The organism is Vitiosangium sp. GDMCC 1.1324 (assembly GCF_003044305.1).
GTDB lineage: Bacteria > Myxococcota > Myxococcia > Myxococcales > Myxococcaceae > Archangium.
Genome location: NZ_PZOX01000041.1, coordinates 24383 through 41536, shown reverse-complemented (window position 1 = coordinate 41536; position 17154 = coordinate 24383). Strand labels below are relative to the sequence as shown.

Below are 17154 nucleotides of genomic sequence, written 5' to 3'. Positions count from 1 at the left end.
GGTACCTGTCCATGCACGAGGCCACCCTGCTGCGCTGGCGGGAAGGGGTGGTGGAGGGCTCGGCGTGGCTGGCGCAGCGGGGCGTGGAGGAGTTGGCCCTGTGGATGGCGGCAGGCATCATCGCGAAAGGCCTGGGCTTCTTCGCGACGGAGGGGCTGGAGTGGGTGACGAGGGCGCTGGGGCGTGAGCCCGAAGCAGCAGCCGGCTGGCTGCGCACCGCGATCAAGCGCCTGTCCGGCGAGGAGCGAGCGGCCTTCGAGCAGCTCTGGAGCAAGGTGGCGCTGGAAGGCGAGCAGGCCCTGAGCCGGAGCGAGCGCAAGATGCTGCGGGGCCTCTTCATCCGCCTCGAACAAGCCGTCCAGGAGCCGCTAAACGTTGATCTGAAGAACGAGCTGCGACGTGATGCTCGTGCGTATTATGCGGAGCTGTATCCGCAGTTCGCTGAAATCTTGGATGAGCAGGGCCGCAGGCTTCCCATCCACCATCGGCGTCCACTGCTATACGCGCACCTCTTCCCAGATGAAAACATCAATGCTGGGGAGAACCTGGCGATGTTGCAAGAGTACGTCCACGAGGAAATCAATTTCTTGTGGGGGAGGTTCCGAAGAGCTCGCCCCAACCCGACAGCGGATGAAGTGAGGCGAGTAGCCGAAATCATTGATAGGCAGTTCGACCCCTGGTACCACCGCGTCGATAATCCACCAGGGCTCTTGAAAACCGCCGAACAAGCCAAGGAAGCCGCATTGCGCGAGTTGCAGAATCGATTCCCTGGCCTCGACTAACCAAGGAGGTACGATGGAGTCCATGGCGCTGCCCGGCTTGGAGCGGCTGATGGAAGTATGCCTGAGGTTGAATCTGGGCCTGAAGACCTCACCACCGTCCCGTAAGCCGTTGACGGCTGGGAGCTTGTTGGAGGGTGTTCCCTTCGATCCAATACTCGCGGGCGTCTATGCGCGCATGGGACATGCGGCATTCGCTACCAAAGTGATGAGGTGGGTGCTCGCCCGCTCCGACGAACAGGTACATTGGCTGGAGGAGGATAACAAGCGTTGGCGGGAGAAGTGGTGGAAGGAGTTGGGGGAGCCCGTGATTGTTTTTGGTGGTGACGTCTACACCTATGCCACCGTGCCTGGCCTCGCGGATACGTGGGGAAGGCAGCCCGTGGTGATGGTGGACACCTATGAGTTCGAGCCCAAGGTCATGCCCATAGCCTCAAACGTAGACCGGTTCTTCGATACCTGCGCGCGCTATCTAGAAGCCAAGGTCTTACACCCGCACTACCAGGGGGCAGGTGACTTGGATCTCAGGTTTCCTTGGGACGCGATCGAAATCCTCGCGCGGGACGAGCGGTTGGCGGAATTGATGCGCGCGGGGCGCTTCGATTCATTGATGAAGAATGCGGACGACGAGACACGCCGCTGGGCCGCCAAGGTGATGGGCACCCAGGTGTGAGTGCCTGGCCTGCTCTCTCTCCACACTGAGGAGGAACGATGGAGCCCATGACACTGCCCGGGTTGGAGCGGCTGATGGAAGTATGCCAGCGGTTGAATCTTGGGCTGGAGACTTCGCCGCCCGCTCGTGAGCCTTTGAAGGATGGGAGTTTGCTGGAGGGTGTTCCCTTCGACCCGGTGCTGGCGAGCGTCTATGCGCGCCTGGGACGCGCAGCTTTCGCCACCAATGTGAAGTGCTGGGTTCTCACCCACTCCGACGACCAAGTGCACAGACTGGAGGATGACAACAAGTGGTGGCGGGGAAATTGGTGGGAAGAATTGGGGGAGCCCGTGATTGTTTTCGGTGGCTACGTTCACACCTATGCTACGGTTCCTGGTCTCGCGGATGAGTGGGGACGACAGCCCGTGGTGTATGTGGATACCTACGAGTACGAGCCCAAGGTCATGCCCATCGCCTCGAACGTAGACCGCTTCTTCGACAGCTACTCGCGCTACCTTGAGGCCCTGGTCGCGGAGCCTCGTTACCAGGAGAATGGGAAAACGGACCTCCTCTTTCCCTGGCATGCGACGGAAATCCTTGCGCGGGACGAGCGATTGGTCGAGTTGATGCGCACTGGGCGCTTCGACTCGCTGATGAAGCACGTGGATGACGAGACGCGCCGCTGGGCCGCCAGGGTGATGGGCACCCAGCAGTGACTCCGTGGGAGCACCCGACTCCCGCTCACGTCCCGATGAACTCCCGGAGGCGCGCGACCACGATCTCCGGCTGCCGGATGGGCAGATCGTGGCTCGCGTCTGGAATGGCCTCGCAGGTGATGTGCGGAATGAGTGAGCGCGCCCGAGCCATCATCGGCTCCGCGTCGTAGATGCGCTCCTGCTGGCCCACGAGCAGGAGCGTCGGTGCGCGGATGCTTCGCAGGACCTCCTCCTTCACCACCCCCGGCCACTGACCCCGGTACCACCCGAAGTAACGAAGCCCCGTCCACATCACGTCCGCGATCCCGCTCATCACCGCGTCGTAATGCGCACCCGCCTCCGTCTTCGGAACCGCCGCCCAGCGGAGATAGGCGTGGACCCACTCGCGGCGCGGCCAGACGATGAAAGGGATTCCACGCAGGACGAAGTCCGTATTGAAGGGAAGGAAGGTGGCTCCGGGCGCAATCAACACCAGCTTCGACACCCGCTCCGGGGCTCGCGCGGCGTACTGCGCGGCGAGCCATCCTCCATACGACATCCCTCCCAGGTTCGTCCGCGACAGCCCTAGTGCGGTGAGGAGCTCATCCAGCCAGCCGAGGAGCTCCCCAGCGCGATTCAGGGGACGGTGCGGCACGCTGAAGCCGTGATCGCCCGGAGTGTCCGCGGCGTAGACCCGGAAGGACTTCCCGAGCTCCAGGGCATTCGCGGCCCACATCCCGGAGGTGACCTTGAAGCCGTGGAGGAGCACGAGCGGCGGTGCCCCTTCCCTCCCCCAGACCTGCACCCGGGTGCGCGCGCTCGGAGTCTCGATGTCCCGTGACTCGGGCGCGGCCGTCCACAGCGAGAGGAGCTCGTCGTACGCCCGTCGAAAGGCCGCCTCGTTCTTGGGGTTCATCTCCAGGAGTCTACGCCCTACTGCATGGCCGGCGTGGACTGCTGCGCCTCCGCCTGCTGTGCGAGTGACTCGCCGCGCCGCGCGTAGTCGGACATCCCCTCGAAGTCCACCATCAGGCAGGCCTCGCCACCCACCACCCACGCGTCATGTCCGGGGGGGATGTAGGCCACGTCCCCCGCACTGAGCATCCCCCGGGAGCCATCGTCCATGACGATCTCCATGCTCCCGGAGACGATGTAAAAGGTGTGTGCGACCTGGCAGCTCTTCGTGCCCGCGATCGGCTGGACGTCCGTCGACCACCTCCATCCCGGCTCGAAGACACCCATTCCGATACTGCCACCCTTGAGCCGGATGAGATCCACATGTCCGTGCGCGACGAAGAGTCGCCGCTCATCGGGTTGCGCGAACTTCTTGATGACGAGCTGGCTCATGGCATGCACCTCCGCGACCGCGGGAGAGACATGACACCGGGCCGTGGGCCCGGGCGGTCGCCTTCAGGGAAACTGGGGACACACCGGACCCGGGGCAGGAGCCAGCGCGGGGACCGGGCCCTCTCACGGCCGTGGCTCGGCCTGACCCAGGATGCGCTGGAAATAGCGGACGAGGAAGTCCGCGAAGGCCCGCACCTTGAGCGGCGTCAGCTGGCGGTGCGGGTAGACGAGGTAGATGTACCGATGGGCCACCACGTGCTCGGTGAGGAGCGCCACCAGGGCACCCGAGCGCAGCTCCTCCAGCACCAGGTAGCGCGGGAGGTTGGCGATCCCCCGTCCCAGGAGGGCCGCCTGCCGCAGCACGAGGTTGTTGTTGGCCATGAAGCGGCCCTGGACCCTCACGTTCCGAGTGCCCTCGGGCCCCTGGAACTGCCACTCCCTCACCACGCGGCCGGGCTTGAAGAGGAGGCACTCGTGGCGGACCAGCTCCTCGGGAGCGCGAGGCCTGCCGGCACGCTGGAGATAGAAGGGGCTCGCGCATAGGACACGCTCCTCGGCCGCGAGACGCCGGACCACCAACGCGCTGTCCTTCAAGCTGCCGGCGATCCGCACCGCCGCGTCGAAGCCCTCCTCCACGAGGTCCACCACCCGATCGCTCGCCTCGAGCTCCACCTGCACCTCGGGGAAGGACTCCTGGAACGCCGCCACCGCGGTCCCGACGTGGAGCTCGCTGAGCACCGCGGGCGCGGAGATGCGCAGGGTTCCCCGCGGGCGCTCGTCGAGTGCCGCCATCGCGAGCCGGGCATCCTCCAGCTCCCCGAGGATCCGCTGGCAGCGCTGGTAGAAGATGCTGCCCGCCTCCGTGAGGCTCAGGTGGTGGGTCGTCCTCCGGAGCAGCCGGGTCCCGAGCCGCTCCTCCAGGTGGGCCACCTGCTTGCTCACCGCGGAAGGAGTCAGGCCCAACCGCCGCGCCGCCGCCGAGAATCCCTTGTCATCGACGGCTCGCACGAACACGACCAGGGGCATCAACCCCTCGAGCAGCACCGGACTCTGCTTTTTCCGTTCAGGCACAAGTGTCTTTCCTCCGGACCACGTTCTCAACCACCGGGACAAAGCGCAAGAAGAGGGCGTGAGGACCCTGTGCGGCCCTGGCCCTCACCCCTTCCGCTCTGGAGCCCCTGCTCGGAGGGATTCCCCGCACCGCACTGGAAAGACGCAATGAAGACCCCGACCTCCCAAGAGGACACCTCGCCCTCCGTCCTCGGCGTCAGCCACGCGATGGCGGGCCACTTCCTGCTGCGGCTCGCCCTCGGCATCAACATCCTCGGGCATGGCCTGGTCCGGATCGGCAACCCCGGAGCCTTCGCCGACACCCTCGTGCAGCTCTTCGCCAACACCTGGATTCCCTCTCCGCTGGTGCGCCTCTTCGCTCTGGTGCTGCCCTTCCTCGAGACGCTCCTCGGCGTACTGCTCACCCTCGGGCTGCTGACGCGCACCGCCCTCTTCACCGGTGGCCTCCTCATGGTGTCCCTCATCTTCGGCACCGCCCTGCGAAGCGACTGGGAGACGGTGGGGCTGCAGATGATCTACGCGGCCCTCTACTCCGCGCTCATGGCCACGGCCCACTTCAACCGCCTCTCCGTCGATGCATGGTGGGCCAGGGCCCGCGGAAGCAGCCCGGCTCCCAAACCCACGACGAGCCCCGCGCCGGTCCCCTGAAGCACGCGAGTCACCCCACCCCGTTCCCTCCACCCACCATCGCTGTCTCCAAGGAAGACCCCATGGCCTCCGCTGACTCACAACCCACCCCCACCCTCCCCGAGCGCCGCGACTTCCTGCGCCACTCCGGCATGCTCGCCGCCGGCACACTCGTCGTGGCGGCCCATTCCTCCGACACGCTGGCCGCGAGCCCCACGCCCTCGGCCCCGCGAGAGCCCTCCCCGGCGCGCGGCGAGCGCTCCTCTTCCAAGCAATTCTGGCCGGAGGGCGCGCGGCTGGTGATCTCCCTCTCCATGCAGCTCGAAGCGGGCGCGCAACCCGAACGGGGAGCGAGCAGCCCCTTCCCTCCCATCGACCCGAAGTACCCGGACCTGCCCGCCGCCACGTGGTACGCGTATGGAATCAAGGAGGGCATTCCCCGGCTGCTCGAGCTCTTCGAGCGCAAGCGCATCAAGGTGACGTCCCACATGGTCGGGCAGGCGGTGGACCTGAATCCCAAGCTGGCGCGGGAGATCGTCGAGCGGGGCCACGAGGCCGCTGCCCATGGGCAGACCTGGACGCCCCAGTTCTCGATGACGCCCGAGGAGGAGCGGGCCTCGTACGAGGCCAATGTGCGGAGCATCGAGCGCGCCACGGGGACGCGGCCCGTGGGCTTCAATGCCTTCTGGCTGCGAGGGACTACCCACACGCTGGAGATCCTCCAGAGCCTCGGGTTCACCTACCACATCGATGACGTGAGCCGGGACGAGCCGTTCCTCATTCTCGTGAATGGCAAGCCCTTCGCGGTCGTGCCCTATACCCTGGGCATGAATGACATCGTCCAGTTCGAGGGACGCAACGCCTCGGCCCATTCCTTCGGACAAGAGCTCAAGGACGAGTTCGACGTGCTCTATGCCGAGGCCGCCACGCGGCGGCGCATGATGTCCATCAGCACCCACGATCGGATCGCGGGCCGCCCCTCGCGCGTCAAGGTGCTGGAGGAGTTCATCACCTACGCCCAGAAGCAGCCGGGTGTGGTGTTCCTGCGCAAGGACGAGATCGCCCGCTTCGCGCTGGAGAGCCCCCTGACCGTCCGGGAAGGCGGCATCTGAACGAGCCCTGACGGCGCGCTGGTATGCTCGTGCCTCGCCCGAAGCGCGGGTGATGGAGGAGCGGTCCGTGGGGCAGAGCAGCAGGAACATCGATGCCGTCGTCGCCGGCTGCATCGGGGTGGACACCAATGTCTACCTGTACGGAGCCGACATCGACTTCAACGTCGAGGCCAACTTCTCGCAGAACATCGACTGTGTCGGACAGGCGGGTGGCTACTCCTCGCTCGGCTTCGCGAGCCTGGGCCTGCGCACGGCCTTCATCGGCTCGGTGGGCCGCGACTGGCACGGCGAGCACATCCGCCACGAGCTGCGCCGGGCGGGTATCGAGCCCCTGCTGTTCGATGATCCGCTCGGCACGCACCGCAGCGTCAACTTCATGTACCGAGACGGGCGGCGGAAGAACTTCTACGACGGCAAGGGGCACATGGACATCCGCCCCGACCTCGAGGCCTGCCGCGCCCTGCTCTCCCGTGCGCGCGTGCTGCATGTGCACCTGGAGAACTGGTGCCGCGAGCTGCTGCCCCTCGCGCGACAGCTCGGCGTGGTGGTCTCGTGCGACCTGCAGGACGTCACCTCGCTGGATGACCCCTACCGGCGAGACTTCATCGAGCAAGCCGATCTCCTCTTCTTCTCCACGGTGAACTTCCCCGACCCACACGAGGCCATCTCCCGGCTGCGGCAGGGCCACCCGGACCGGATGGTCATCGGAGGTATGGGGGCTCGGGGCTGCGTCCTGGGCACTCGGGATGGAGTCCGGTTCTTCCCACCGGTGGAGCTGGACGCGCCTGTCGTCGACACGAACGGAGCGGGAGACGCGCTGGCGGTGGGATTCCTCACCGGCCACATGCTAGAGGGCCATGCTCCCGAGGACGCCCTCCTCCGCGGGCAGATCGCCGCGCGCCATGTCTGCGCCCAGCGCTCTGGACAGAAGCAGCCCATCACCTCCAGCCACCTGGACGAGCTGTTCCATCGCCTCAGCCGGACCGGATGAAGCAGGACTCCTCTTCCGCCTGATTCGCGCTGGGCAAACCCGCGAGTGCAGGCGAGGGGCGCGGGCGCTCACGGGGACTGCGCGATCGTGTACTCGAGCTCATAGGAGTGCCGCCCCTCGTCGATGAGGATCTTCATCGAGCCCGCGAGTCCCACCAGTTCGCCAGTGCCTGAGTCCGGTACGACAGTCACGGAGAGCTGGGGTGCACCGCGATTCATCATGCCCGAGTGCTGCAAGATGAAGGTGCCGCTGCGGCCGTGCAGCGTCCCGCTGACGCGCTCCAGCGCCACGTACCCCGCCGAGCCCGAGACGGCCGTTCCCGCCGCGAGCATCTGCCCCTTGCTGGTCGCCTCCAGTTCGCCGTGAAACCGTTTGTCGATGGTCATCCGGCCGATGGGGGAGTCACCGGCGTCCGCGTCCGGGACCATGCGGGTCAACTTGACGTCAAAGGCCCCGCTCGCACGCTTCGTCATGATCGTCTCTCTCCGGGTTCAGTGAGAGCCACCGTGTCTCCGCCACCGGCAGCTCCCGCGGTGGATAGGCTGGGCCGTGTAATATCCCCTGGCGCCGCACCCGGATTGCAAAAACGCGACACCCGGGCGGCGGGTTCGATTCCCGCCGACTCCACTGGATGTACCCGGGACCCACCGGGCCACGGTGTCACGCAGGCCGGCTGGGCCGCTCGAAGGCCCGCTCGCAGGACACGAGGTACTGGGAGAGAAAGTCGCGCAGCAGCGTCACGCGCTTGGGCAGGTGCCGGGAGGAGTGCACGAGCGACTGCAGCGCGCCGGTGGAGACGTAGGACGGGAGGCACGGCCCAAGGGCCCCTTTCGGATGGCCCGCGGTAGGACACCGGCCCGCCGCACGGCCGACGGTTATACTTCGCCGCGAAGGCCTCCAGCGCCACGCGCTGAAAAGCACACTCCGCGTCCTTTGACAGCCTCGCGTGGTTCTGGCCCCCTCCCGCGCCCATGGAACGCTGTCACTCCTGCAACGCTCCGTACACCGCGCTCACGCGCGAGCCACCCCCCGAGACCGCGAAGCCCGCCCCTCCCTGAGCCCGCGGCCGCTCTGGAGACCCTCACCCCGCGTCCGGGAAGGTATCTCGAGGACGCCCTCCTCCGTGACGAGCTATTCCATCGCCTCAGCCGGACCGGATGAAGCAGGGCTCTGTGTGGTAGTAGCTCTCCAAAATTCCCTCCGGAGGAATCATTTCATGCGTGGATTCATCGCGTTGACCGTGCTGTTGCTCTCCCTCCCGGCGCTCGCCGCCGAGACACGTGTGGTGGTGCGTGCGCGCGCCAGGGATGGCAAGTTCATCGGCACCTCCATGGGCGGAGCCCGGGTGGTGCTCCGCGACACCGAAACCGGCCAGGTGCTGGCCAGCGGACTCACCACTGGCACCACGGGAGACACCCAACGGTTGATGACGCAGCCGCACGCCCGTGGCACACCGCTCACCGACGAGCAGGCCGCGAAGTTCGAAACGACACTGAACCTCGACGAGCCCCGGCTGGTAACGGTGGAGGTCTCCGCCCCCGAGGCCCAACGGCAGGCGCGCGTCCTCAGCTCCACCCAGGTGTGGCTGCTCCCAGGCAAGCACCTCCAGGGGGACGGCCTCATCCTCGAGGTTCCAGGCTTCGTGGTGGACGCGCTCGCGCCCCAGGCGCATGAGCGCCTCAAGCTCACCGGCGGCAAGCTGATGGTCCCCGTCCGGGCCAACGTCGTGCTGATGTGCGGCTGCTCCACCGAACCGGGCGGGCTGTGGGACTCCAACCGGTATGAGATCCAGGCCGTGGTGAAGCTCGAGGGCAAGCCCCTCACGACCGTGCCCCTGTCGTACGCGGGGAAGACGAGCACCTTCGCGGGCGAGATTCCCGTGCAGCAGAAGGGAGCCTACGAGGTCACCGTCACCGCGTACGACCCCGTCACGGGCAACACCGGCGTGGACCGGACCTCCTTCCTCGTCGAGTAGCCCTCACCTGGAAAGGCCGGACATGGCATGAGCCGGGACGAGCCGCTCCTCGTCCCCGCACATCCGCTGAACCGGATGGGGTAAGTCCCCTTCATGAGTCATCCGGACGATTCACGTGAACCCGAGCAGATGCCGCACGACTGGGTCGTGGCCCGATTCGAATACGAGCGCGGACTGGGTGCCCTCTCGCGAGAGGGAGAGACCGAGGTGGGCTTCGATGTGACCCTGTGGCGGTACGATCCGGAGACACAGAGCCGCAAGGAGATGCACGGCGCGGCCAGTTGGCTACAACCCGGGGAGCCCGTAGCGGTGACCTGGAAGCGCTCGGCCTTCAGCGGCCGCGTGATCCCCGCGCTCATCGTTCCCACCAGCCGGAAACCCGCGCGCAAGCGCCATCGCCCCGGGACGTGGCTCAAGGCGGTGACCCGCATCACCGGGCACTTCAGTGGGCTGACGCTCAAGCGGTTGAACCAGTTCCTGCGCGAGCCCGATGCGGAGGTGTCGCTCGACGAGCAGTTCCCCTCCGACGATGAGTTCGAGGCCGAGGAGTTCTCGGAGCTCCTGCACCACATCGCCCAGCTGCGAGGGCTGGCGCCGGACGCATACCGGGAGCATGCCGCATGGCTGTATGCGGATGACCACCGGTGGGACCGCGAAGACGCCGCCGCGCACCTGCCCCCGATTCTGGGATTGCCGCCGCGCGCGGTAGAGCCCGAACCGGACGAAAGCAACGAATCGCTCGCGGACTATGCGGCACGTCTCAATGCCCTGGCCGAGGCGCGTGCGCTACCGCTCCGGCTGCACTCGCTCGCACACGACAGCGATTTCGAGTTGCTGGCGGCGCTCACCCCGGCACAGATGGACAAGCTCGAGAGAGGCAGGTACCTGGTGCGCTGAGGGCAAGCTCAGCGGGTGCGAACGGCGTAGAGGAAGCGTGCGTAGCCGAACTTCCGGCTGCATACTGTATGCACAAGAGCGGTGCCTCTCTTTAGAACCCGAGGAGCCCATGCGTCTGATTCGTGCGTCCCTGTTGCTCGCCGTCCTCCCGCTGTTGCCCGCTTGTGAGCCCGGGGACTGCTCGGCCACGCCCAACGGAATCCTCATGGTGACCGTGGTGGACACGCGGGGCAATCCGATCCGGGATGCCCGCGTCACCTTCACCCCGGAGGGAGAATCCGAGCAGCCTGCCTGGTGCGCCGAGTCAGCTGGGACCGGGCAGAACTGTGAGAGGTGGACAGGCGGCGATGGAGCCGGGAACTATCTGGTCCAGGCGACGAGCGCGGACGGCACTCGCACCGCGCAACAGAGCGTCTCCGTGAAGGAGACCTCGTGCGGATTCACCTCCGGCAACGTGCAGCTCACGCTTCCGGACTGAAGGCGGGAGCTCCGCTCGAGAAGCGCAGCCACCGCTCGTGTCAGTGATTCTCGTCCTCGACGGCCCCGTCCATCTCCGGTGTTCTCGAAGTGGGGATTCAAGTAAACCTCGGCGGATGATTCTCCGCGCCATGCACAAAGCGCTGTGGACGTTCACCTGCGTGACGGCCATGGGCTGCACCTTCAAGTCCGATCCCGTGGTGGCCACCGTGGACCGGCCCGTCAGCGCGAAGCTGGTGCGCCACGTGGTGGACGAGTGGGGCATTGGTGGGCACAGGAGCGCCACAGCGGAGCTGCTCGTGGATGGGCGCGAACCGCTCAGCGTGCGTTGTGAAGCGAATGATGGGGAGCTCGTCGCCCACCCTTCGGGAAAGCGGCTGGCCTTTCATTGCGGCAGCGAGGATTGGACGGTCGTCTACCTCGGCGAGCAGCGCGCGCTGTTGTCGGAGTCCGGCTCGCCCGGCTCCGAACCCATGAACTGGGCCAGGGCCAAAGACCTCCAGGATGAGGCGTTGAGGGTGGCGGATGTGTGGCGCTGGACGGAGCTGCGAACCGTTTTCCCGGAGCTGAGGCCCACCGCGCCGCTCTTGCGCAAGGCGTTCTGGAGTCCCTTCCCCGACGAGCAGTGGGGAGCGGCCGTCGACGCACTGCCATTGGAGGAGCAGGCCCGGCTGAAAGCGGAGGTGGCGGAGGACCTCTGCGGCAACCAGACGGTGCGAAGCGCCCAGCGGCTGAACGCGGAGCGATTGAACCTGGGCGCCGAACCCGAGGCGCGGAAGCGGTTTCTCGAGTGCCTCAAGCACGCGTTCTCCCCTCAAACCTGGGCGCCTGGCGACTCGTCCATCGCCGCGATCATTTCGCTCCTGGGCGCGGAGCCGCAGCTGCAGGTGCTGGCGTGTCGGGCGCTGCAGGACGGCTTCGCCACTGCGCCCGCGCTGGAACTGCTCCACCGCTCGGAGGCGCCTTGTCCCGTCGAGGCCAGGGTGGTGCTCGACGCGAAGGCACTGTGCGAGCAGCCGAAGGACAGCCTGCTGTTCGCCGTGGCGCTCCGGGGCAACCCCACGCTTCGCGCCCCATTGGAGCGGGCGATGGCGCGTCTGGGTTACGCCGTGGTGGCGCCGCAGGTACCGGAGTGCGCCTCCGCGAATGAAGGGGTCGCCTGTCACTGCGACTTCAGGCTCTGCGAGGCGGCAGGAACGCAAGGGGCGGCCGTCACGCTGCGGGAGTGCGAGCTCACGTTCGACGACGCGAAGAAGCAGGTGAACGTGCGCCGCGCGAGCCGCTGAGGCCCAGGGCCAGGCGAGGCGAAGCCTCACCAGAGCCCCTATCCGTCTTATGCTCACCGACATGCCAATGAACGAACCATCTCTCTCGTTTCGCAATCTCGTGACAGCCGCTGCTGTCCTGGCACTCGTGCTGTGCGGCTGCTCCGACGTGACCGGAGGCAGTGGACCAGGAGATGCCGGTCCAACGCCCGACGCCGGTGCGAGCAGCGACGCTGGGACCTTGGATGCCGGCCTACCCAGTGATGGGAGCACGCCAGCCTGGTTGACGGGCGCCGCAGTCAATCAATGGATTGAAATTCCCGGCACCAGCGGGGCAGGCGGTGCGCCGGTGGATGCCTTCAGCGGCATGGCCATCAAAGAAAGCACCAGCGAGCTCATCGTCGCTGCCGCCGGCGGGCATGGCGACAGTGCCGACAATCGCACCGTCTCCATTCGCATCGACGTCGATGCGCCTGTGTGGGTGGTGCGCAAAGCGGCATCACCGGTGGCCGGAAACAACGTCGGGTACAACGCCGATGGCCAACCCGCCTCGATGCACACCTACCAATCGACGCACTATTCACCGACTACCGATCGCGTCTTGAGAGTGCGACCGCGGTACACGTATCCATCGGCCTGGGACGTCAACACCAACGATGGGTTCGACCTCAGCACCAACACCTGGGACGGCGAGGGTGTTCATCCGCTGGCGACGGGTGGGTATGGGTTCGTGCGCGACAGCGACGGCAACGTGTGGACCACGGCATTCGAACGGTACGATCCGTTGGCGAAGCAGTGGTCCAAACCCATCACCACCCGCACTGCCGACCAGGTTCGTTTCCCAGGCGCGTACGACTCGAAACGCCGACAGATCTTCACCTTGCAATGGGGTGACGGCCAGGGCGCAGACACTGGACTCTCGGCTTCGCGCATTCCAATTGATGGCCATTCGCAGCTGAGTGTGACCTTCACCAGCAATGCGGCCCTGGAGCAGTTGAAGGCCGACCAACCGATGTACGCCGCGATGGACTACGATCCGCTCAACGACGAGTTCTTGTTCTACGCGGGCGGTAGCTGGGCGGGTGCGCGACTCGCTCCGATTCCAGAACGTGTCTATGCGGTGACGCCGGTCGACTCCGGGCCGTGGACGATCCGGCTCAAGGAAGTGACCGGCGTTCCTGCCGCGGCGAGCCCGGCGGGGGTGCAAAACCGATTTCGCTACGTACCGGCTTTGAAGGGCTTCGTGTTGCTACCGTCGTCGAAGACGAACCTCTGGTTCCTGCGCACGAAGTGACGTGCGCCAGAATCGCGAGTGAGCCTCGAAGCAAGCGGACAGGCAGGACTCGACAGCGCTCGCGGCGCATGCAACACACGGGAACATGGACGCACCGCATCAGACCTCGGCCCCGGCCCCCACCCTGGGGCTGTTCCGGCTGACCTGGCCCATCTTGCTGGAACTGCTGTTGTTCATGCTGATGGGCACGTCGGACACGCTCATGCTCAGTGGCGTCTCGGACGACGCCGTCTCCGCCGTGGGCGTGGTCAATCAGTACATCTTCCTGTGCATCCTCATCATGAATGTCATCAGCCACGGCGCCTCCATCGTCGTGGCGCAGTACCTCGGAGCGCGCCGGAGCGCCGAGGCGGCGCGAATCTCCGCGTTGGCCATCACGCTCAACCTCCTGCTCGGGCTCGTGGTGAGCGCGACCCTGCTCGTGCTCGGCGACCCCATCTTGAGCCACATGAACCTGGCGGGCCCGGTGTTGGCTCACGCGCGGGCGTACATGGGCATCGCGGGCGGGTTCATCTTCCTGCAAGCCCTCATCAACGTCCTCGCCGGCCTCATCCGCACCTATGGCTTCACGCGGCAATCCATGTACGTGTCACTGGGCATGAACGTGCTCCATGTGGCGTGTAACTACGCCCTCATCTTCGGCCACTTCGGACTGCCGGCGTTGGGGGTCACCGGGGCGGCGGTGTCCACGGGGTTGAGCCGGGCCACCGCGCTCGTCGTCTTCGTGTGGATGCTCTACCGGGTGATGGACGTGCGGATGGTGCCGCGCGACTACATGACGTTCACGAAGGAGTACATCCGCAAGATCCTGAAGGTGGGCGTTCCCGCCGCCGTCGAGCAGGTCACCTATCACTCGTGCCAGACGGTGTTCTTGTACTTCGTCACGCTCCTCGGAGCCACGGCGCTGGCGTCACGCCAGTACGCGATAGCCATCTCCCAGTATGTCTATCTCTTCAGCCTGGCGCTCGGCATGGGAACAGCCATCCTGGTGGGGAGGATGGTCGGAGCGCGCCAGCCGGACGAGGCCTACCGGCAAGCCCTGGTGAGCTTGAAGTGGGCCGTGGCAATCACCGTCCTGGTGGACGTGCTCGTCATCCTGGTGCGTCAGCCGCTGGTGGGGTTGTTCACGGCCAACGCGGACATCGTGCAACTGACGGCGCGGATCCTCCTGCTCAGCCTGCTGCTGGAGTCCGGACGCTCCTTCAACCTCGTCCTGGTGAACGCCCTGCGCGCTGCCGGGGACGCGCAGTTCGCCGTCTACATGGCCTTCGTCTCCATGGTCTGCATGAGCCTGCCGCTGGGCTACGTGCTCGTCTTCCACTTCCAGCTGGGCCTGCCCGGCATCTGGCTGGCGATCGCGGCGGACGAATGGACGCGCGGATTGGTCTTCTGGTACCGCTGGAGGAGCCGGGCCTGGGAGCGGCAATCGCTCGTCGCGCCCCAGGAGCAGACTGGCACAGTGGCTCTCGACGGGTGAGGACTTCGATGCTTCGTCTCTTTCTATGTCTCCTGCTGCTCGGTTCCGGCGCTCACGCCGCTGAAGCCAATGGCTTCCTCGACGACGCACGGTCGATTGAGAAACTGATCAATGACCAGTACGCCTATCTTGATCGTTTCCCGGATGGGCGGATGCCCATGTCCGCGAAGCTCCGGGCGGAGGCGGAACAGGTCCACGACAAGCCATCGCTGATCCGCTTCGCCGAACGCGCACTACTCTCCCTCGCCGATCATCACGCCATCACCGGTAGCTCCCTGGCCGATAGCTGGGCGCTCGTTCCAAGCCGTTCCGACCTTTGGATCGAGAAGCGTGGAGCCGATTTCCGGGTGGAGGCCGTGCGGCGGGATTCACCCGCCGAGCAGGCGGGGCTCCGCGTGGGGGACCGGTTGATCGCGATCGAGGGCGTGCCCACGGCGCAGGCGGTCGATTCCTTCTGGGCGGACCTCGGTATGACTTCGAACGAGGAGCGGGCGGGCTTCGCCGCCCGTGTTCTGGCCGCGGGCAGGCGGGACCGGCCGCGGAACCTCTCGTTTCAACGTGACCAGGGCAAGCCGCGCCGGATGGTCCTGCCAAACCTCTACACGGTGAAGGTTGCGCCCGAGCGCCCCCTCCTCACCACCAGCGCTTCAGATGCCGACCTTTTGATCAAGCTCCATGACTCCCTCGGTGATGACGAGGTCATCGCGGCCTTTGACACGGCGATGGCCCAGGCGCGGCCGGGGCAACGGGTGATCCTGGATCTCAGCGACACGCCGAGCGGCGGCAATACGGTGGTCGCCCGGGCGCTCATGGGCTGGTTCGTGTCGAAGCCAGGCGCCTATCAGGTGCACAGCCTCCCCGCCGAGGAGCGGGAGACCGGGATCCCCCGCCAATGGGTGGAGCAGGTGCTACCGAGGGCCGGGAAGCACCATGAGGGTCCCGTCCTCGTTCGCGTCGGACGCTGGACCGGGAGCATGGGCGAGGGGCTCGCCATCGGCTTCCATGCCATCGGAGCGCAAGTCGTTGGCGATCCCATGGCGGGGCTGCTGGGCGCCATCTCCGATCACAAACTCACCCACTCCGGACTGGTCCTGAAACTGCCGACGGAGCGGCTGATGGCGGTGGATGGAACGCCGCGCGAACGATTCATCCCGCTCCCACGTTGACGCTTCTGCCCCCCCTCGAAACAGCCCTCAGCGTGAGGGGAGCTCCGGGAACAGGCCGCTGGCGACGAGCAGGTTGAGGCGGGCCTGCCGGACCGAGTCCTGCGCAAGCAACTCCGACGTCTCCGCGTCCCGCGCGCCTCGCTCCGCGTCGATGACCTCGAGGTTCGTCGTGGCGCCCGCGCGGTAGGCCAGGTTGGCCAGCTCGAGCGTCTCGCGCGCCGCGGCGGACGAGCGCTGCTGCTCCACCGCCGAGGCCTCCGCGCCCTCCAGTTGCTCGGCGGCCGAGCGCACCTCGCCTCGCGCCCGCTGGAGCGTGGTGTCCAACACGGCTCGGGCCTCCGAGGCCAGGGCCTCGCGCTCGTGTCGCGCGCCATAGCGGAACCCCCCGTCATAGAGCGGCACCGCCAGCAACACCTGGGCCTGCCAGCCCCACGTGGGCAACGTGGGCGTGGCGGGCGTCTGGAAGAAGGGCTGCCCCACGGCGGTCAGCGTCGGCATGAAGTCCGTCCAGCTCTCGCGCACCGTCCGCTCGGCCAGTCCCAACCGCTGCCGGAGCTGCACGACGTCCTCGCGGTTCCCCACGGACTCGAGCGCGGATTCAATGGAAGGAGGCTCGGTGAGCACGATGTCCCCCGCCGCATCCAGGGGGCCATCCTGGCCCACAGCCACGCCCAGCGCCTCCTGCACCCGGGCAACACCCGCCAATGCCAGACTCACCCGCGCCTCGTTGTCGTGGAGCTCGCGCTCCGCGCGCACCTCGTCCAGGCGGTTGCCGAGTCCCTGCTGGCGCCGTGCCTTCGCGAACTCGAGGTGGTTGCGCGCGGTGTCCCTCGCCTGGAGGTTCGTCTGGAGCAGGCGCTTCTGCAGCACCACGGCGAGGTAGGCCTGGGCCGTGACCACCGCCACCTGCCTCCGTGCGTCGGCCTCTCCCGTGCGCGCCACCTCGACGGCCTGCTCGGTGCGCTCCGCCTGGAGCCAGCGCTGGGGCACGAACAGCGGCACCGTGAGGATGAGGTTGGCATTCACCGCGCTCGCCGGCTGCAGGACGCGATCGCCCTGGAGCCGCGCGCTGTCGAGCTGCGTATAGGCGGCATTGGCCGTCAGCACGGGGAAGTAGGCGGCGCGCGCCTCCGTCACCAGCGCTCGGGCCCGCTCCACCTGCGCCCGGGCCTGACCCAGGCTCGGGTTGCGCCCGAGCGCCTGCCGCAGAGCATCATCGAAGGACACCGCCGGAGGTCCCGCCGGAGCCTGCTCAGAGGGCTCCGCGCCTCGTGCCAGCCCGGCCACCAGCACCAGGGCGAGCGAGCCCTTCCACATCCGCCGTCGCAT

Annotated in this window: 18 protein-coding genes; 13 read left to right on the top strand and 5 right to left on the bottom strand. The window is 66.8% G+C overall.

Annotated elements, in window-relative coordinates; all coding sequences use genetic code 11:
* The 3 genes from DAT35_RS59670 to DAT35_RS56135 all read left to right on the top strand — a co-directional run.
* Nucleotides 1-782, top strand: a 782-nt coding sequence (locus DAT35_RS59670; RefSeq protein WP_158502396.1) for a hypothetical protein, incomplete at its 5' end; no start/stop codon positions are given.
* A 13-nt stretch (nucleotides 783-795) separates the two neighbouring features.
* Complete coding sequence (locus DAT35_RS56140; RefSeq protein WP_108077718.1) at nucleotides 796-1452, top strand: hypothetical protein; 657 nt, start codon at nucleotides 796-798, stop codon at nucleotides 1450-1452.
* Between the two features lie 47 nt (nucleotides 1453-1499).
* Complete coding sequence (locus DAT35_RS56135) at nucleotides 1500-2147, top strand: hypothetical protein (protein WP_146210310.1); 648 nt, start codon at nucleotides 1500-1502, stop codon at nucleotides 2145-2147.
* Nucleotides 2148-2172: 25 nt separating this feature from the next.
* Here DAT35_RS56135 and DAT35_RS56130 read toward each other — a convergent pair whose 3' ends face one another.
* From DAT35_RS56130 to DAT35_RS56120, 3 genes are all read right to left on the bottom strand, one after another.
* The gene (locus tag DAT35_RS56130; protein ID WP_108077716.1) at nucleotides 2173-3042 is read right to left on the bottom strand and encodes an alpha/beta fold hydrolase; all 870 of its coding nucleotides are present in this window, start codon (nucleotides 3040-3042) and stop codon (nucleotides 2173-2175) included.
* A gap of 17 nt (nucleotides 3043-3059) precedes the next feature.
* Nucleotides 3060-3473, bottom strand: coding sequence for a cupin domain-containing protein (locus tag DAT35_RS56125; RefSeq protein WP_108077715.1), 414 nt, complete (start codon nucleotides 3471-3473; stop codon nucleotides 3060-3062).
* Between the two features lie 123 nt (nucleotides 3474-3596).
* Entirely contained in the window at nucleotides 3597-4544 is a 948-nt protein-coding gene (locus DAT35_RS56120; RefSeq protein WP_146210309.1) for a LysR family transcriptional regulator, read from the bottom strand.
* 147 nt (nucleotides 4545-4691) lie between these two features.
* On the opposite strand from DAT35_RS56120, the gene DAT35_RS56115 reads away from it, so the two are divergent.
* The 3 genes from DAT35_RS56115 to DAT35_RS56105 all read left to right on the top strand — a co-directional run bounded on the left by DAT35_RS56115 (nucleotide 4692) and on the right by DAT35_RS56105 (nucleotide 7274).
* On the top strand, nucleotides 4692-5192 hold the full coding sequence (locus tag DAT35_RS56115; protein ID WP_233262298.1) for a DoxX family membrane protein: 501 nt from the start codon (nucleotides 4692-4694) through the stop codon (nucleotides 5190-5192).
* Nucleotides 5193-5254: 62 nt separating this feature from the next.
* Nucleotides 5255-6283 (top strand): polysaccharide deacetylase family protein, encoded by a 1029-nt coding sequence (locus DAT35_RS56110; RefSeq protein WP_108077713.1) that lies wholly within the window; start codon nucleotides 5255-5257, stop codon nucleotides 6281-6283.
* A gap of 52 nt (nucleotides 6284-6335) precedes the next feature.
* A complete protein-coding gene (locus DAT35_RS56105) occupies nucleotides 6336-7274 on the top strand; it encodes a carbohydrate kinase family protein (RefSeq protein WP_108077712.1) in 939 nt (312 codons plus the stop codon).
* 68 nt (nucleotides 7275-7342) lie between these two features.
* Here the strand turns inward: DAT35_RS56105 and DAT35_RS56100 are convergent, their stop codons facing one another.
* Complete coding sequence (locus DAT35_RS56100; protein WP_108077711.1) at nucleotides 7343-7747, bottom strand: DUF3224 domain-containing protein; 405 nt, start codon at nucleotides 7745-7747, stop codon at nucleotides 7343-7345.
* A gap of 743 nt (nucleotides 7748-8490) precedes the next feature.
* On the opposite strand from DAT35_RS56100, the gene DAT35_RS56095 reads away from it, so the two are divergent.
* The 7 genes from DAT35_RS56095 to DAT35_RS56065 all read left to right on the top strand — a co-directional run bounded on the left by DAT35_RS56095 (nucleotide 8491) and on the right by DAT35_RS56065 (nucleotide 15825).
* Nucleotides 8491-9249 (top strand): hypothetical protein, encoded by a 759-nt coding sequence (locus tag DAT35_RS56095; protein WP_108077710.1) that lies wholly within the window; start codon nucleotides 8491-8493, stop codon nucleotides 9247-9249.
* A 93-nt stretch (nucleotides 9250-9342) separates the two neighbouring features.
* A complete protein-coding gene (locus DAT35_RS56090) occupies nucleotides 9343-10146 on the top strand; it encodes a hypothetical protein (RefSeq protein WP_146210308.1) in 804 nt (267 codons plus the stop codon).
* Nucleotides 10147-10255: 109 nt separating this feature from the next.
* Complete coding sequence (locus tag DAT35_RS56085; protein WP_108077708.1) at nucleotides 10256-10624, top strand: hypothetical protein; 369 nt, start codon at nucleotides 10256-10258, stop codon at nucleotides 10622-10624.
* 130 nt (nucleotides 10625-10754) lie between these two features.
* The gene (locus DAT35_RS56080) at nucleotides 10755-11909 is read left to right on the top strand and encodes a hypothetical protein (RefSeq protein WP_146210307.1); all 1155 of its coding nucleotides are present in this window, start codon (nucleotides 10755-10757) and stop codon (nucleotides 11907-11909) included.
* A 49-nt stretch (nucleotides 11910-11958) separates the two neighbouring features.
* On the top strand, nucleotides 11959-13182 hold the full coding sequence (locus DAT35_RS56075; RefSeq protein ID WP_158502394.1) for a hypothetical protein: 1224 nt from the start codon (nucleotides 11959-11961) through the stop codon (nucleotides 13180-13182).
* Between the two features lie 85 nt (nucleotides 13183-13267).
* On the top strand, nucleotides 13268-14659 hold the full coding sequence (locus tag DAT35_RS56070) for an MATE family efflux transporter (RefSeq protein WP_108077705.1): 1392 nt from the start codon (nucleotides 13268-13270) through the stop codon (nucleotides 14657-14659).
* An 8-nt stretch (nucleotides 14660-14667) separates the two neighbouring features.
* A complete protein-coding gene (locus DAT35_RS56065) occupies nucleotides 14668-15825 on the top strand; it encodes a S41 family peptidase (RefSeq protein WP_108077722.1) in 1158 nt (385 codons plus the stop codon).
* A gap of 27 nt (nucleotides 15826-15852) precedes the next feature.
* Here DAT35_RS56065 and DAT35_RS56060 read toward each other — a convergent pair whose 3' ends face one another.
* Nucleotides 15853-17154, bottom strand: coding sequence for a TolC family protein (locus DAT35_RS56060; protein WP_108077704.1), 1302 nt, complete (start codon nucleotides 17152-17154; stop codon nucleotides 15853-15855).

Bases quoted from the DNA above. Each gene is read 5' to 3' on its own strand.
- DAT35_RS56140 (WP_108077718.1), top strand. From the start codon at position 796: ATGGAGTCCATGGCGCTGCCCGGCTTGGAGCGGCTGATGGAAGTATGC.
- DAT35_RS56135 (WP_146210310.1), top strand. From the start codon at position 1,500: ATGACACTGCCCGGGTTGGAGCGGCTGATGGAAGTATGCCAGCGGTTG.
- DAT35_RS56130 (WP_108077716.1), bottom strand. From the start codon at position 3,042: ATGAACCCCAAGAACGAGGCGGCCTTTCGACGGGCGTACGACGAGCTC.
- DAT35_RS56125 (WP_108077715.1), bottom strand. From the start codon at position 3,473: ATGAGCCAGCTCGTCATCAAGAAGTTCGCGCAACCCGATGAGCGGCGA.
- DAT35_RS56115 (WP_233262298.1), top strand. From the start codon at position 4,692: ATGAAGACCCCGACCTCCCAAGAGGACACCTCGCCCTCCGTCCTCGGC.
- DAT35_RS56110 (WP_108077713.1), top strand. From the start codon at position 5,255: ATGGCCTCCGCTGACTCACAACCCACCCCCACCCTCCCCGAGCGCCGC.
- DAT35_RS56105 (WP_108077712.1), top strand. From the start codon at position 6,336: ATGGAGGAGCGGTCCGTGGGGCAGAGCAGCAGGAACATCGATGCCGTC.
- DAT35_RS56100 (WP_108077711.1), bottom strand. From the start codon at position 7,747: ATGACGAAGCGTGCGAGCGGGGCCTTTGACGTCAAGTTGACCCGCATG.
- DAT35_RS56095 (WP_108077710.1), top strand. From the start codon at position 8,491: ATGCGTGGATTCATCGCGTTGACCGTGCTGTTGCTCTCCCTCCCGGCG.
- DAT35_RS56090 (WP_146210308.1), top strand. From the start codon at position 9,343: ATGAGTCATCCGGACGATTCACGTGAACCCGAGCAGATGCCGCACGAC.
- DAT35_RS56085 (WP_108077708.1), top strand. From the start codon at position 10,256: ATGCGTCTGATTCGTGCGTCCCTGTTGCTCGCCGTCCTCCCGCTGTTG.
- DAT35_RS56080 (WP_146210307.1), top strand. From the start codon at position 10,755: ATGCACAAAGCGCTGTGGACGTTCACCTGCGTGACGGCCATGGGCTGC.
- DAT35_RS56075 (WP_158502394.1), top strand. From the start codon at position 11,959: ATGCTCACCGACATGCCAATGAACGAACCATCTCTCTCGTTTCGCAAT.
- DAT35_RS56070 (WP_108077705.1), top strand. From the start codon at position 13,268: ATGGACGCACCGCATCAGACCTCGGCCCCGGCCCCCACCCTGGGGCTG.
- DAT35_RS56065 (WP_108077722.1), top strand. From the start codon at position 14,668: ATGCTTCGTCTCTTTCTATGTCTCCTGCTGCTCGGTTCCGGCGCTCAC.
- DAT35_RS56060 (WP_108077704.1), bottom strand. From the start codon at position 17,154: ATGCGACGGCGGATGTGGAAGGGCTCGCTCGCCCTGGTGCTGGTGGCC.